Below are 13,228 nucleotides of genomic sequence, written 5' to 3' on the forward strand. Positions count from 1 at the left end.
CTACGAGAACAGCGTGAAGATCAGGTTGTCCCACCACTCGGCGATGACGCTGAGATAGGCCCGGCCGATCGTGGTGACGGCCAGGGCGGCGGCCATCGCGGCGATCGCGGACGCGAGCAGGAGGATGATGGACGAGCTGGAGAGGCTCTGCCGATACAGCCGGCTGACGCCCTTGGCGTCGACGAGCTTGCCGCCGAGCTTGAGCCGCGTCAGGAAGGTCGACGCCATGCCGCCGCGGCCCTTGTCGAGAAACTCGATGAGCGTGTTGTGGGTGCCGACCGCCACCAGCAGGGAGGCGCCCTTCTCGTCGGCCAGCAGCATCGCGATGTCCTCGCTGGTCGCCGCGGCCGGGAAGGTGATCGCCTCGACGCCGAGCCGCTGCACGCGGGCCAGCCCGGGCGCGCGCCCGTCCGGGTAGGCGTGCACGACGACCTCGGCGCCGCAGCGCAGCACGTCGTCGCTCACCGAGTCCATGTCGCCGATGATCATGTCGGGCGTGTAGCCCGCCTCGACCAGCGCGTCGGCGCCGCCGTCGACACCGATGAGCACGGGCTTGTACTCGCGGATGTACGGCCGCAGCACGTCGATGTCGGCCTTGTAGTCGTAGCCACGCACGACGATCAGGCAGTGCCGGCCGGCGATCTCGGTCTGGATCTCCGGGACGCCGACACCGTCGAGGAGCAGTGCCCGCTCCTGTTTGAGGTATTCCATCGTGTTGGCGGCGAACGCCTCGAGCTGCACGGACAGGCCCTCGCGGGCGTCGGCCATCGCCTCGGCGACCGAGTCGGCGTCCTGCCGGACGCCCTTGGCGACGGCCTCCTCGCCGATGTAGACGGTGTCGCCCTCGACGCGCACCACGTCACCCTCGCGCAGCCGCTCGAACAGGTCCTCACCCAGATCGTCGACGAGCGGGATGCCGGCCTTGATCAGCCCTTCCGGGCCCAGGTTGGGATAGCGGCCGGAGACCGACGGCTTCGCGTTGAGCACCGCCGCCACTCCGGTCGCCACGAGCGAGTCGGCCGCGACCCGGTCCAGGTCGACGTGGTCGATGACCGCGATGTCCCCCGGGCGCAGGCGACCCACCAGGCGTTTGGTCCGCCGATCCAGCCGCACGACGCCACCGATGACACCCGGCTCGGCGGGCCGGGTGCGGCGCAGAGTTGGTAGTCGCATCGCATCCATCCTGGCATGGACCACCGGCGAAAGCCGCGCGCGACATGTCCACGACCAGGTGGAACACCCCGATGGGCCGAAGACGTGACACCCGTCACGTCTGCGGAGTGTCACCTACCCGACACTCAGCGCGCGTATTTACGACGGTTCCGCGCTCCTCTTACCCCGTGCAGGGCCGTTCGTAAGGAGCGTCTGATGGAAACATTGTCGTCGATCCGCCTGACCCACGTGCCCAACCTGACCGGCAAGACCCCGACCGAGGCGGCCACCGCGCTGCGGGCCGCCGGGCTCGAGCTCGGAGTGGTCCGCGAGGTCGGCCCGGCCGGTCCGATGGTCGTGCTGGAGCAGTCCACCCTCGCCCGCACCGTCGCCCCCGTCGGCACCAGGGTCAACCTGCTGGTCGGCCGGGCCTGACAGCCGCCGCACGACCTCGGCGGCGACGAGCGGCGTGCCACCGGGCAGTCGACCCTGGTCGTTCGCCGTGCCCCCGGAGCACTGTCATGCGGATTTCGAGCGGTCCGCGACCGCGAGCAGCTCCTCCGCGTGGGCGATGCCCAGGTCCGAGTCCGGCAGGCCGGCCAGCATGCGGGCCAGCTCGCGCGCCCGCTCGGTGTGCTCGACGACGCGCACGCCGCTGGTCGTGACGGCGCCGCCGGTGTCCTTGGCGACGACCAGGTGACGGTCGGCGAAGGCCGCGACCTGCGGCAGGTGGGTCACGACGAGGACCTGGTGGTCGCGGGCCAGGCGGGCCAGCCGCTTGCCGATCTCGACCGCCGCGGTGCCGCCGACGCCGGCGTCGACCTCGTCGAACACCAGCGTGGGCGGGCCGCCCACACCGGCGAACACGACCTCGATCGCCAGCATGACCCGGGACAGCTCGCCGCCAGACGCACCCTTTTGCAGCGGCTGGGCCGGCGCGCCCGGGTGCGGCAGGAGTCGCAGCTCGATGTCGTCGGCGCCGTCCGGGCCGACGCCGCTCTCGGCGCCGGTGGGCGTGGTGATCGTCGGACCGCTGCCGGTCGCCTTCGGCGCGACGACGACCTCGATGCGCGCGTGCGGCATCGCCAGACCGGCCAGCTCGACCGTCACGTCGGCGGCGAACCGCCCCGCCGCCTCACGGCGCGCGGCGGACAGGACCGCCGCCAGCTCCGCGACCTCGCCGTGCAGGCGCTGCCGCTCGCGGTCGAGCTCCTCGAGCAGCTCGTCGGACGTGTCCAGCTCAGCGAGCCGCGTGCGGGCATGCTCGGCCCAGGCGACGACCCCGTCGACGTCCTCCGCGTACTTCCGGGTCAGGGCCCGCAGGTCGGCCCTCCGCTCGTACACCTCCTGGAGACGTCCGGGATCGGCGTCCAGCGACGCGAGATAGGTGCCGAGCTCCGTCGACACGTCACCGGCGAGCGTCGCCACCTCGTCGAGGCGGGCCGCGAGCTCACCGAGGACCCGGTCGACACCCGCCTGCGCCTCGAGGGTGCGGCGGGCGGTGGAGATCAGGCTCAGCACGTCGGTGACGTCGTCGCCCTCGCCGGTGCCGGCCAGCGCGACGTGCGCGAGCTGCGCCGCGCTGCGCAGGCCCTCGACGTGCTCCAGCCGCTGCGTCTCCTCGCGCAGCAGCTCGTCCTCGCCGGGCTGCGGATCGACGCGGCTGATCTCGTCGAGGCCGAGCCGCAGCAGGTCGGCCTCCTGGCTGCGCTGCCGCGCGTTGGCCCGGCGGTCGGCGAGGTCGTCCTCGACGGCGCGCCAGCGGTTGAACAGCTCGGTGAACTGGCCCAGCAGCTTCTCGTGCTCGGGTCCGGCGAACCGGTCCAGCGCCGCGCGCTGCTCGGCGGGGCGCAGCAGCCGGAGCTGGTCCGACTGGCCGTGCAGCGCGAACACCCGCTCGCCCACCTCGCCCAGCACGGCCACGGGCACGGTGCGGCCGCCGACGTGTGCACGGGAGCGGCCCTCGACCGTCAGGGCGCGGCTCATCAGCAGGGTGCCGTCGTCCTCGATCGCGGCGCCCGCCTCGGCGATGCGGCTCTCGACCGCGGCCCGCACGTGCGACGGCAGCGTCAACCGGCCGTCGACCGTGGCGCGACCCGGCTCGGCGCGCACGCGACCGGCGTCGGCGCGACCGCCGAACAGCAGCCCGAGGCTGGTCACGACCATGGTCTTGCCCGCGCCCGTCTCGCCGGTGATGACGGTCAGGCCCGGCCCGAGGGGCAGGGTGGCGTCTTCGATCACGCCCAGTCCGGTAATGCGGAGTTCCTCCAGCACGTCAGAGACACTAGCCGCGCGGTGCGACAGTTCTCCACTCAGCCGTGCCGTTTGTTGTGCCGCCACCCCTCGACCGGGAGACCGAACTTCGCCACCAGCCGGTCCGTGAACGGGCGCTCACGCAGGCGCACGACGCGTACCGGCAGAGCACCCCGCCTGACGGTGACCGTCGATCCCGGCGCGAGGTCGATCACCCGCCGGCCGTCGCACGACAACAGTGCGAAGCTCGTGAACGGCTCCACGTTCACCGTGATGGTCGACGTCGGCGCGATCACCAGCGGGCGGCTGAACAGCGCATGGGCGCTGATCGGCACGAGCAGCAGCGCCTCCAGCTCCGGCCAGACGACCGGACCGCCGGCCGAGAACGCATACGCGGTCGAGCCGGTCGGGGTCGCGCAGACCACACCGTCGCAGCCGTAGCGCGACAGCGGCCGCCCGTCGACCTCGACGAGCAGCTCGAGCATCTTCTCCCGGGCGCCCTTCTCCACCGTCACCTCGTTGAGCGCCCACGACGTGCCGACCAGGCGGCCGTCGTGCTCGGCGACGACGTCGACGGTCATCCGCTCGTCGACCGTGTACGTGCCGTCGACGATCTCCCGCACCGCGTTGTCCACGTCGCCGATCTCCGCCTCGGCGAGGAACCCGACCTTGCCGAGGTTGATGCCGAGCAGCGGCGCCTTCGCGGGCCGGGCCAGCTCGGCGGCGCGCAGCAGGGTGCCGTCGCCACCGAGGGCGAACACGATCTCGACGCCCTCCGCGGCGGCCTCCCCGATCACCGGAACGGCCCGCGGGATGTCCAGCTCGTCCGCCTCGTGCGCCAGCACCCGCACGGTGAACCCGTTGGCGAGCAGATCGGCGGCGACGGTCCGCGCGTGTTCGTTGTTGCTTTCCTTACCGGTGTGCGCGACCAGCAGGGCCTCGCGCTCACTCATACGCCCCTCCGGTGCGCTCCGGCCGCCTGGGCTCCGCCCTGAACCCCCTCCCCTACGCCGCAGACCACTCATGCGGCACGCTCCACGCAGTCCGCGACAGCGGCGGGATCGACGGGCGGCGCGTCACGGCGCAGCCACAGGAAGAATTCCACGTTGCCCGACGGCCCGGGCAGCGGGCTGACGGTCACGCCGGCCACGCCGAGGCCGACCTCCGCGGCCGCCGACGCCACGTCGAGCACCGCCGACGCCCGTAGCCGCGGCGAACGGACCACCCCGCCCTCACCGACCCGCTCCTTGCCGACCTCGAACTGCGGCTTGACCATCGGCACCAGGTCCCCGTCCGGCGCGGTGCACGCGACGAGCGCCGGCAGCACGAGCCGCAGCGAGATGAACGACAGATCGGCGACCGTCAGGTCGCAGGGGCCGCCGATGGTGTCCGGGGTCAAGGTGCGCACGTTGGTCCGCTCGATGACGTTCACCCGCGGGTCGGTGCGCAGCGACCATGCGATCTGCCCGTACCCGACGTCGACCGCGGCCACCGCGGCCGCTCCCCGCCGCAGCAGCACGTCGGTGAAGCCGCCGGTCGACGCGCCCGCGTCGAGGCAGCGGCGCCCCCGGACCGGCAGGTCCTCGAACGCGTCGAGCGCGCCGGCGAGCTTGTGGCCCCCCCGCGACACGTAGTCGTCGCCCGGACCGGCCGCGGGCAGCACCCGCACCGCGTCCGCGGGATCGACCTGGGCGGCGGCCTTGCCGGCCACGGTGCCCCGCACCTCCACCCGCCCCGCGGCGATCAGTGCTGCCGCCTGCTCCCGCGAGCGGGCCAGCCCGCGGCGCACCAGCTCCGCGTCGAGTCGGGTCCGGCGCGCCATCTGCCTGTCGCTCCTCAGCGTTCCTCGATCGTGCCCAGGGTCTCCTGCAACGTGCGGTGCGCGTCCGCGTAGACGGCGACCTGTCGCTGCAGCGGAAGCGACGCTACCTCGCCCAACGCCTCGACCGCCGCCTCGACCCGGCCCAGGGCCGCCGCACCGGGCGGTCCGGGTGCCGGCGCCGTCATGACGACGCCGTCTTCCGCGGCGCGCGGGTCGCCTTCTTCACCGGCAGCCGGTCAGAGGCCGGCCCGACGTCCGACGCCTCGGCGACCTTCTTGACCGCGGCCTTCGTCGCCGCCTTCTTCGCCGTCGCGCTCCGCTTCACCGGCACCTGCTTCGCGGGCGGCGGGGTGACCGGCGCCACAGCCTTCGCAGCGGTCTTCTTCGCCACGGTCTTCTTCGCCGGAGCCGGCTCCACGACCTCGGCACCGACCGGCGGCGCCGGCTCGTGCACCGGCGCCGACGCGGCCTTGAGCTGCGCCTCGAGCTCGCGCACCTTCGCGGTCAGCGCCGCGACCTCGTCCGCCGTCGCCAGGCCGACCGCACCGAGGGCGCGGTCCAGCTCGTACCGGACCAGCTTCGTCAGCGCCTCACGGTTCGCCGTGCCCGCCTTGAGCAGGTCCTCGGCCATCGCCTGAAGCTGCTCCGCGGTCGCGCCGCTCTTGCCGACGAGGCGCCGGACCGTCTTCGTCGCCTTCTTGGTCGTCGCCTCGGTCATGCCGTAGGCCAGTTCGAGATATGCCCGCCATGCTTCGTGTGCCATGTTGCGCCTCTTCTCCAAGTGGTGTACCGCCATCACGCTACCGGGCGCTTCCGGGCGCCGTACGGTACCGTCGTTTTCCACGTGTCCACAGCGTCCGCAGTAGACACACCACAGCGGACAGAGCATCGGGGGTCGGATGGCCACGGTCGAAGAGTGCCGGGTGGCACTCGAAAAGCTCGCCGCGAAGCTCGCGGCCAACGCCGTCGCGGCACGCGAGAAGCTCGACTTCGACCGCTCGCTCGCCTGCCGGATCACGGACCTCGGCATCGCGTTTCACGGCCAGCTCCAAAACGGCCAGATCACCGACCTCGCCGTGGGCGACGATCCCCGCGCGAAGATCAAGCTCACGTCGACGAGCGACGACCTGGTCGCGCTCGTCGACGGGCAGCTCAACGCCATGTCCGCCTGGACCAGCGGCCGCATCAAGATCGAGGCCGGCGTCTTCGACCTGCTGAAGCTCCGCAAGCTCCTCTAGAGCCGAGGCCGCGAAGTCGAGCCGCGCGATCGCCCCCGGTGTCGCGCCACGGGGATGGTGCCGCACCGTCGTGCGGGCGGCGTCTGACCGCTCATGGTCGCCGCGCGCCCCGGTGCGGCACGTTCCGGGCCGGGCGACTCGTTGATCATGGGAAAGATCTGGCTGTCAGGGTAGCCACATCTTTCCCATGATCATGGGGTCGAGCGGCATGGCGGCTAGAGCTGGAACGCGCGCCGGCCGGCCCGCCTCGCGGGCCCCCGCCCGAGCCGCCGGCCCTGTCCGGGTTGACCGCAAAAGCTGTCGAGCCGAACGTCGTTAGAGCTTCAGCCACTTCAGGGCGGCCGCGGCGGCGTCACCGGCCGGCACGACCGGGTGCACCTCGCCCGCCGCCCAGGCGACGGCGCACAGGGCCGCGAGCGCGTCCACGCGACGCCCGTCACCGGACAGCTCCCAGCGTCCGTCCAGCTCCCGCACACGCCATTGCGTCGGGAGTCGTACGGGCTGAGCCCGCTCGAACAGCCCGCCCAGGTCCTCGGCGACGAACGTGGGCCGCCGCTCGGGCGGCGCCGCGAGCAGCTCGGCCGCGTCGGAGACGCCGGTCAGCACCAGCAGGCTGTCCATGCCGGCCCGGTTCGCGCCCTCGATGTCGGTGTCGAGCCGGTCCCCGACCACGAGCGGCCGGGTGGCGCTCCGCTCACGGGCCGCCTCCAGGAACAGGCCCGGATCCGGCTTGCCGACGATCGTGTCCGGCTGCCGTCCCAGTGCCGTCGCGAGCGCCACGACCAGCGACCCGTTGCCCGGCAGCGGCCCGCGCGGCGACGGCAGCGTCCGGTCGGCGTTGGTCGCGATCCAGTCCGCCCCGCCGCGGATCGCGACGGACGCGTCGCCGAGGTCCCGCATGCGCACGTCCGGCCCGTACCCCTGCACGACCACCCGCGCCTCTTCGGCCTCGGTGACCGGCCGCAGCCCAACGCCGACGACCTCGTCGCGCAGCGCGGGCGCACCCAGGATCAGCACCGGTGTGCCGGCCGGGTACCGCTCCGCCAGCAGCAGCGCGGTGGCGTGCGCCGACGTGACGACCTCCCGCGCCTCGGCCGGGATGCCGATCCGGGTCAGCAGGGCCGCCACGTCGGTGGGCAGCCGGGAGGCGTTGTTCGTGGCGTACGCGCTGGGAATGCCCCGCTCACGCAGCCGCGCACACGCCTCCGCGGCACCCGGAACGACCTGGTCGACGAGGTACAGCACCCCGTCGAGGTCGAAGACCACGAGATCGTACCGGCTGACGAGGTCCCCTTCAGAGGAGTGCGCCGCGCCGGCCGGCCCCTGGCTCTCCGGCGTGTCAGCCACGCGGATCCGCCGCGCTCGTCCCACCACCGGCCGGTTTCGCGTCGGTATCGGTCGTCACCGCGTCAGCGTCGCGGTCGCCGCCCGGCCCGGCGAAGTCCCCGTCCCGCTCGTCGTCCACGTCACCTTCGTCGTCGCGGTCGCCCTTGTCACGGTCGCCCTTGTCACGGTCGCCCTCGTAGTCGGCGTCCTCGTCCTCGTCGTAGTCGTCGGCGTCATACTCGTCGTCTTCGTCGTCTTCGTCGTCTTCGTCGTCTTCGTCGTCTTCGTCGTCTTCGTCGTCTTCGTCGTCTTCGTCGTCGCCGTAGTCGTCGTCGCCGTCCCCGTCGCCGTAGTCGTCGATGTCGTCCTCGTCGTCGAAGTCCTCGTCGTCCTCGTCCTCATCGAGGTCGTCCTCGTCTTCGTCGTCAAGGTCGTCGTCGTCCTCGTCGAGGTCCCGTTCGTCGCCGAGGACCTCTTCCTCGTCGCGGCCGGCCCGGCCATGGGCGGCGAGCCGGTCGTCGCCGTGCTCGTCGTCCTCGTCATCGACCTGGACCGCATCGCCGTCGAGCGTGATGCCGTCCAGCTCGAGCAGCCTCTCGGCCGCGTCGGTGCGCAGGTCCTCGTCGAGGTCGGCGGCCCGCGCGAACCACTCGCGCGCCTCTTCCCGCCGCCCGGCACGCAGGAGGGCGTCGGCGTACGCGTACCGCAGCCGCGCCGCCCACGGCGCGTCCGGCGCCGAGGTCAGCTCACGGACCTGAAGCATGGCGACGGCCGCGTCGTGCTGGCCCAGGTCCCCACGGGCCCCGGCCGCGACGATCAGCAGCTCCACGATCTCCTCGGCCGAGAGCTTCTCCCGGTCCGCCTCGCGGAACATGTCGATGGCCTTCTCCGGCCGCCCGAGTGCCCGCTCAGCGTCGGCGATGACGGCGATGTGGGTTTCCCGGCCGGTCATCCGCCGGTACGTCCGGAGCTCCCCGAGCGCCGTCTGCCACTCCCCGGCGTGGTACGCGGCCAGCCCGGCCGCCTCCCGCACCACCGCGATCCGCGAGGCCTTCCGCCGCGCCACCAACGCATGCGCGAGCGCCAGCTCCGGATCGTCTTCGATGAGCTGCCCGGCGGCCACCAGCCGCCGCGCAACCTCGTCGGCCACGGGACGTGCCAGCGAACTCAGCTCCGTCCGCACCTCACGGTCCAGCTCCGAGGCCTCGACGTCCTCGGGAAGCACCGGATCCGAGACCCGGGTGACAAGCTCCTCGCTCTCGGCCCCGGCCTCACCGCTCACGAACCCCGGGTCGGTCTGCCGCGGCCGGTACCCTCCGGCATCGGCGCGCCGCAGCCCCTCGGGTCGCTCGAAGCCGGCGCCCCGCCCACCGCCGTCACGGTCCCGGAACCCGCCCGGCCGGCGCCCGCCGTCCTGGCCACGGTCCCGGAACCCCGGCCGCTCACCACGGTCGCGGAAGCCACCCCGGTCACCGCCCCGGTCCCGGTATCCGGTGTCGCGGTCACGGTTGTCGCGGTCCCGGAACCCGCCGGTGCGCTCGCCGCGCGGTCCACCGTCACGGTCGCGGAACCCGCCGGGGCGCTCACCACGGTCACGGAACCCCGACGACCGGTCCCCACGCGGCCCGCCCTCACGGTCCCGGAACCCACCGGCACGCTCACCACGCGGTCCACCGTCACGGTCGCGGAACCCGCCGGGGCGCTCACCACGGTCACGGAAGCCGCCACGGTCTCCGTCGCGATCCCGGAACCCGCCGGAACGCTCGCCGCCGCGGAAGTCCCCATCCCGGCCCCGGAAGCCCGACGGTCGCTCACCACGGGGTCCACCGTCCCGATCCCGGAACTCGGATGACCGCTCACCACGGAACCCGCCGGTGCGCTCGCCGCGCGGTCCACCGTCACGGTCCCGGAACCCGCCGGGGCGCTCACCACGGTCACGGAACCCCGACGACCGGTCCCCACGCGGCCCGCCCTCACGGTCCCGGAACCCACCGGCACGCTCACCACGCGGCCCACCGTCACGGTCGCGGAACCCGCCGGGGCGCTCACCACGGTCACGGAAGCCGCCACGGTCTCCGTCGCGATCCCGGAACCCGCCGGAACGCTCGCCGCCGCGGAAGTCCCCATCCCGGCCCCGGAAGCCCGACGGTCGCTCACCACGGGGTCCACCGTCCCGATCCCGGAACTCGGATGACCGCTCACCACGGAACCCGCCGGTGCGCTCGCCGCGCGGTCCACCGTCACGGTCCCGGAACCCGCCGGGGCGCTCACCACGGTCACGGAACCCCGACGACCGGTCCCCACGCGGCCCGCCCTCACGGTCCCGGAACCCACCGGCACGCTCACCACGCGGCCCACCGTCACGGTCCCGGAACCCGCCGGGGCGCTCACCACGGTCACGGAACCCCGACGACCGGTCCCCACGCGGCCCGCCCTCACGGTCCCGGAACCCACCGGCACGCTCACCACGCGGCCCACCGTCACGGTCCCGGAACCCGCCAGCGCGCTCGCCGCGCGGCCCGCCGTCACGGTCGCGGAACCCACCGGGGCGCTCACCACGGTCACGGAACCCCGACGACCGGTCCCCACGCGGCCCACCGTCGCGGTCGCGGGAGCCGCCGGGGCGGTCGCCACGGTCGCGGGAGCCGCCACGGTCTCCGTCGCGGTCGCGGTATCCACCGCGGTCGCCGTCGCGGTCCCGGAAGCCGCCGGAGCGCTCGCCACCGCGGTACCCGCCCTGGCGCGGCCCGCTGTCACGGTCGCGGAAGCCGCCGGCACGGTCACTCCGGAAACCACCCTGGCGGTCATCCCCGCGGTAGCCGCCGGACCCACCGTCACGGTCGCCCCGGTAACCACCCGAAGTCCGCTCACCGCCCCGGTATCCGCCGGATCCACCGGCGGAACCGTCGCGGTCACCCCGGTAACCCTCCCGGCCCCGGTGGCCACCCTCGCGGCCACCCCGGTTGGCGCCCCCGTCCCGATCACGGTAGCCGCGGCCACCCTCGGACGGCCCTTGCGAGGAGCTGCCCCGGTGCCCGCCGGATCCGTGCTCACGACGGGACCCGCGGTCCCGGTCACCGCCGGAGAAGCGGTCGTCCCTACGTGGGCGGTCCCGGCCGTCCTGGCCATTACCGTCGTGTGGCATCGCGTTCACGACTTCATCCTTCCCGACCGGGTACGCGCCATGCGTTCCACCCGGCAAACGAGTCGAGGGCCGCCCAACGGGCGACCCTCGATCGAAAGTTTGTCCGGCGGCGTCCTACTCTCCCACACTCTCACGGGTGCAGTACCATCGGCGCTGGAGGGCTTAGCTTCCGGGTTCGGAATGGGACCGGGCGTTTCCCCTCCGCTATGGCCACCGTAACACTATGAACCTATCAACCCCGCACACCCACACACCCCACAACAGGGCCCGCAGAGTGCGACCGGTATTGGTTCAGAATCACACAGTGGATGCGTCAACACCTTCACCACCCATCCCCACCCAAAAGGCGGGAACGGTTACGAGGTCAAGTCCTCGGCCTATTAGTACCGGTCAGCTCAAACCTGTCACCAGGCTTCCACCTCCGGCCTATCAACCCAGTAGTCTCGCTGGGGGCCTTAACCCTCAAGGGGTGGGATACCTCATCTCGAAGCGAGCTTCCCGCTTAGATGCTTTCAGCGGTTATCCCTTCCGAACGTAGCCAACCAGCCGTGCTCTTGGCAGAACAACTGGCACACCAGAGGTTCGTCCGTCCCGGTCCTCTCGTACTAGGGACAGCCCTTCTCAAGTATCCTACGCGCACGGCGGATAGGGACCGAACTGTCTCACGACGTTCTAAACCCAGCTCGCGTACCGCTTTAATGGGCGAACAGCCCAACCCTTGGGACCTACTCCAGCCCCAGGATGCGACGAGCCGACATCGAGGTGCCAAACCATCCCGTCGATATGGACTCTTGGGGAAGATCAGCCTGTTATCCCCGGGGTACCTTTTATCCGTTGAGCGACACCGCTTCCACCTGCCAGTGCCGGATCACTAGTCCCGACTTTCGTCCCTGCTCGACCTGTCAGTCTCACAGTCAAGCCCCCTTGTGCACTTGCACTCAACACCTGATTGCCAACCAGGCTGAGGGAACCTTTGGGCGCCTCCGTTACATTTTAGGAGGCAACCGCCCCAGTTAAACTACCCACCAGACACTGTCCCTGAACCGGCTCACGGCCCAAAGTTAGATACCCAAATCCAACAGAGTGGTATTTCAAGCTTGCCTCCACAACCACTGGCGTGACTGCTTCACCGGCTCCCACCTATCCTACACAATCGAATTCGAGTACCAATGTCAAGCTATAGTGAAGGTCCCGGGGTCTTTCCGTCCTGCCGCGCGTAACGAGCATCTTTACTCGTACTGCAATTTCGCCGGGCCTGTGGTTGAGACAGTGGGGAAGTCGTTACGCCATTCGTGCAGGTCGGAACTTACCCGACAAGGAATTTCGCTACCTTAGGATGGTTATAGTTACCACCGCCGTTTACTGGCGCTTAAGTTCTCCGCTTCGCCGTTACCAGCTAACAGGTCCCCTTAACGTTCCAGCACCGGGCAGGCGTCAGTCCATATACGTCGTCTTACGACTTAGCATGGACCTGTGTTTTTAGTAAACAGTCGCTTCCCCCTGGTCTCTGCGGCCACCAACCGCTCCACCAGCACGTGGTCTCACCATCGGTGGCCCCCCTTCTCCCGAAGTTACGGGGGCAATTTGCCGAGTTCCTTAACCACAGTTCGCCCGATCGCCTCGGTATTCTCTACCTGACCACCTGTGTCGGTTTCGGGTACGGGCCGCTCGAAACTCGCTAGAGGCTTTTCTCGGCAGCATGGGATCACTGACTTCACCTGAAACGGCTCCGCTTCACGCCTCACCCACAAGTGCCGCGGATTTACCTACGACACGGGCTACACGCTTGCCCCGGCACAACCACCGGCCGGGCCCAGCTACCCTCCTGCGTCACCCCATCGCTTGCCTACTACCACCCAAGTTCCCAAACTCCAGCCCTCACCCCGAAAGGATCAGACCATCGCAAGGTTAGTACAAGCAGGTTCAGCATGGTCGCTTCTACGCGGGTACGGGAATATCAACCCGTTATCCATCGACTACGCCTCTCGGCCTCGCCTTAGGCCCCGACTCACCCAGGGCGGATTAGCCTGGCCCTGGAACCCTTGGTCATCCGGCGGCAGGGTTTCTCACCCTGCTTTCGCTACTCATGCCTGCATTCTCACTCGCGTCACCTCCACGACTGGATCACTCCGCCGCTTCACCGGTGACACGACGCTCCCCTACCCATCCACACACCTGGACCCTCAACCGAAGTCTCAGGCCGGGTACATGTGTGAATGCCACAGCTTCGGCGGTGTGCTTGAGCCCCGCTACATTGTCGGCGCGGAACCACTTGACCAGTGAGCTATTACG

10 protein-coding genes and 2 rRNA genes (1 of these 12 running past the window's edge) are annotated in these 13,228 nt (G+C 70.9%); 2 read left to right on the forward strand and 10 right to left on the reverse strand.

Features of this window, described 5'->3' with window-relative positions:
* Nucleotides 1-1,173, reverse strand: coding sequence for a putative cytokinetic ring protein SteA (gene steA, locus Drose_RS27520; protein WP_260724215.1), 1,173 nt, complete (start codon nucleotides 1,171-1,173; stop codon nucleotides 1-3).
* 195 nt (nucleotides 1,174-1,368) lie between these two features.
* On the opposite strand from steA, the gene Drose_RS27525 reads away from it, so the two are divergent.
* Nucleotides 1,369-1,587: a PASTA domain-containing protein gene (locus Drose_RS27525; RefSeq protein WP_260724216.1), complete on the forward strand. Its 219-nt coding sequence runs from the start codon at nucleotides 1,369-1,371 to the stop codon at nucleotides 1,585-1,587.
* A gap of 84 nt (nucleotides 1,588-1,671) precedes the next feature.
* Here the strand turns inward: Drose_RS27525 and recN are convergent, their stop codons facing one another.
* The 5 genes from recN to Drose_RS27550 all read right to left on the reverse strand — a co-directional run bounded on the left by recN (nucleotide 1,672) and on the right by Drose_RS27550 (nucleotide 5,990).
* Nucleotides 1,672-3,426, reverse strand: coding sequence for a DNA repair protein RecN (gene recN, locus Drose_RS27530; protein WP_260724217.1), 1,755 nt, complete (start codon nucleotides 3,424-3,426; stop codon nucleotides 1,672-1,674).
* 38 nt (nucleotides 3,427-3,464) lie between these two features.
* Complete coding sequence (locus Drose_RS27535) at nucleotides 3,465-4,358, reverse strand: NAD kinase (RefSeq protein ID WP_260724218.1); 894 nt, start codon at nucleotides 4,356-4,358, stop codon at nucleotides 3,465-3,467.
* A 68-nt stretch (nucleotides 4,359-4,426) separates the two neighbouring features.
* Complete coding sequence (locus Drose_RS27540; RefSeq protein ID WP_260724219.1) at nucleotides 4,427-5,227, reverse strand: TlyA family RNA methyltransferase; 801 nt, start codon at nucleotides 5,225-5,227, stop codon at nucleotides 4,427-4,429.
* Between the two features lie 14 nt (nucleotides 5,228-5,241).
* Nucleotides 5,242-5,412, reverse strand: a complete 171-nt coding sequence (locus Drose_RS27545; RefSeq protein ID WP_260724220.1) for a hypothetical protein — start codon at nucleotides 5,410-5,412, stop codon at nucleotides 5,242-5,244.
* The gene (locus Drose_RS27550; RefSeq protein WP_260724221.1) at nucleotides 5,409-5,990 is read right to left on the reverse strand and encodes a hypothetical protein; all 582 of its coding nucleotides are present in this window, start codon (nucleotides 5,988-5,990) and stop codon (nucleotides 5,409-5,411) included. The genes Drose_RS27545 and Drose_RS27550 overlap by 4 nt, the downstream gene beginning before the upstream one ends.
* Nucleotides 5,991-6,126: 136 nt before the next feature.
* Between Drose_RS27550 and Drose_RS27555 the strand changes: the two genes are divergently transcribed.
* Nucleotides 6,127-6,465 (forward strand): SCP2 sterol-binding domain-containing protein, encoded by a 339-nt coding sequence (locus tag Drose_RS27555; protein ID WP_260724222.1) that lies wholly within the window; start codon nucleotides 6,127-6,129, stop codon nucleotides 6,463-6,465.
* A gap of 315 nt (nucleotides 6,466-6,780) precedes the next feature.
* On the opposite strand, the gene Drose_RS27560 is transcribed toward Drose_RS27555, so the two are convergent.
* From Drose_RS27560 to Drose_RS27575, 4 genes are all read right to left on the reverse strand, one after another.
* Complete coding sequence (locus Drose_RS27560) at nucleotides 6,781-7,812, reverse strand: HAD-IIA family hydrolase (RefSeq protein WP_260724223.1); 1,032 nt, start codon at nucleotides 7,810-7,812, stop codon at nucleotides 6,781-6,783.
* Nucleotides 7,805-9,073, reverse strand: coding sequence for a tetratricopeptide repeat protein (locus Drose_RS27565; protein ID WP_313899935.1), 1,269 nt, complete (start codon nucleotides 9,071-9,073; stop codon nucleotides 7,805-7,807). The genes Drose_RS27560 and Drose_RS27565 overlap by 8 nt, the downstream gene beginning before the upstream one ends.
* A 1,964-nt stretch (nucleotides 9,074-11,037) precedes the next feature.
* Nucleotides 11,038-11,154, reverse strand: a 5S ribosomal RNA gene (gene rrf / locus Drose_RS27570).
* 142 nt (nucleotides 11,155-11,296) lie between these two features.
* Nucleotides 11,297-13,228, reverse strand: a 23S ribosomal RNA gene (locus tag Drose_RS27575); it runs 1,187 nt beyond the window's last position.

It is taken from the genome of Dactylosporangium roseum, from assembly GCF_025264685.1.
Taxonomy (GTDB): Bacteria; Actinomycetota; Actinomycetes; order Mycobacteriales; family Micromonosporaceae; genus Dactylosporangium; species Dactylosporangium roseum.

What these genes read in the sequence shown, in the direction of transcription:
- steA (WP_260724215.1), bottom strand. Translation starts at nt 1,173, where the DNA reads ATGCGACTACCAACTCTGCGCCGCACCCGGCCCGCCGAGCCGGGTGTC.
- Drose_RS27525 (WP_260724216.1), top strand. Translation starts at nt 1,369, where the DNA reads ATGGAAACATTGTCGTCGATCCGCCTGACCCACGTGCCCAACCTGACC.
- Drose_RS27535 (WP_260724218.1), bottom strand. Translation starts at nt 4,358, where the DNA reads ATGAGTGAGCGCGAGGCCCTGCTGGTCGCGCACACCGGTAAGGAAAGC.
- Drose_RS27540 (WP_260724219.1), bottom strand. Translation starts at nt 5,227, where the DNA reads ATGGCGCGCCGGACCCGACTCGACGCGGAGCTGGTGCGCCGCGGGCTG.
- Drose_RS27545 (WP_260724220.1), bottom strand. Translation starts at nt 5,412, where the DNA reads ATGACGGCGCCGGCACCCGGACCGCCCGGTGCGGCGGCCCTGGGCCGG.
- Drose_RS27550 (WP_260724221.1), bottom strand. Translation starts at nt 5,990, where the DNA reads ATGGCACACGAAGCATGGCGGGCATATCTCGAACTGGCCTACGGCATG.
- Drose_RS27555 (WP_260724222.1), top strand. Translation starts at nt 6,127, where the DNA reads ATGGCCACGGTCGAAGAGTGCCGGGTGGCACTCGAAAAGCTCGCCGCG.